The organism is Planktothrix tepida PCC 9214 (genome assembly GCF_900009145.1).
GTDB lineage: Bacteria > Cyanobacteriota > Cyanobacteriia > Cyanobacteriales > Microcoleaceae > Planktothrix > Planktothrix tepida.
Genome location: NZ_LN889938.1, coordinates 1 through 1,458, shown reverse-complemented (window position 1 = coordinate 1,458; position 1,458 = coordinate 1). Strand labels below are relative to the sequence as shown.

The window sequence follows — 1,458 nt, the reverse complement described above, 5'->3', positions numbered from 1 at the left end:
CCCCCCCCCAGGGCTGTTTCATTCTAAAAAAATTAGGTACACAAAAGGCAAAGATAATTGATATTGTCGGCTATCATTCTTTGAGTTGTTGTGGGAGAATGATAGCCGTTAATTCTGAGAAGATTAAGGACAATACTTCTGATAATGGCGAAGTTTTGTGCAGCCCAACCTGAGCGAATCTTAGAACTATCTTCACGGAATAAAACATCCCTTATCCAATGATTTTGGTTTTCGATTAACCAATGTTCTCTAATCTTCTCCCCGAATTCTTCCGCACTAATCAGTATACTGCTAATGTAGTAAACTCTCTCGTAGTAAGGCTTTGCTTTTCTAATTCCGCTTCGAGTTACACAAACAAAGCTCTTAATTCCTTTCCAATAATTTTGATTAATACAACTGAGATTATCGAAAACTTCTACCCTTCGGGTAATCTGTCTTCCCTTTGTATTATCTTGACTAATATGCTGGTCTACACTTTCACAGCTTTCTCGTTTCATCTCTAACATTTCATACAGCTTTTTTTGGTTCTTCTTGACGGCGATGATATAGTGGTTTTTGCTCTTAATAATAACTTCTGTGGTTTTTTTTGGCAATGAAGGGCATCTAAGGTAAAGACTGCATCCTCTAATCCCAAGGTTTTAATTAAGTTTTGCACCACTATTAGTTCACTATTAGACTGACTTAACCATTCTGCCATTCCCGCTATTAATCCTTGAGTTGTGCTATACACTGACACAACTTGTACAAATTGTGTATAATTTTCTTCTAAGGTTTTCTGGCTTCCTCTTAGAGTTTTTCCATCCACTGCATACCACCTCCTCCCTTCCGGTTCCATCGTCGCGATCGCCCAATTATTAAACACCGATAAAAATTCTTCAAAGTCTATCCCCATCATCACTCTACGGATTGTTGAATAAGAGGGTAGACGGTTTTTAGGGACTTTCAATGTTTGAATTAATGCTTCCTTATGTCTTGTTACAAAATCTCCTAATGCTCTGTATCCTAAATATCCGCTCATTGTTCCCATAATTACAATCAGCAATACTAACCATAACGGGTGTCTTCTCCCTTCATTAATTCGGAAGTCTTTAATTTTTTTCAGTTCTTCTACCAGATTTGTTTCCATTGTTCATTCCCCAGAAGTTTCTCTTCTATTTTAGCAGTCTCTTCTGCGGAATGAAACAGCCCTGCGCCCCCCCCAGGGCTGTTTCAAAGTCGGGGGAAAAAGAGTAAAGAAATAGCGATCGCAGCCTGATAAAATGAAGAGCGATCGCCATTTTTTCTAAAATAAAGATGCTAACAAGTTTAATAGAAAATTTAAAAGAAGTCAAGGATTTTAGAAAAAGTCAGGGAAAAAGGTATGGGTTATGGGAAGTGTTATTAGTATAGCACTTCCAAATGAGTTATAATAAATGTAAGGTTAGCAATAATCCTCCAAAGCTGGCAACGGAAAATGAA

Annotated in this window: 1 pseudogene; it reads right to left on the bottom strand. The window is 37.6% G+C overall.

Annotated features, from left to right (window positions below):
* Positions 1 to 32 precede the first annotated feature (32 nt).
* Positions 33 to 1,126, bottom strand: a pseudogene (locus tag PL9214_RS32605) (ISAs1 family transposase).
* Between the last annotated feature and the right edge of the window lie 332 nt (positions 1,127 to 1,458).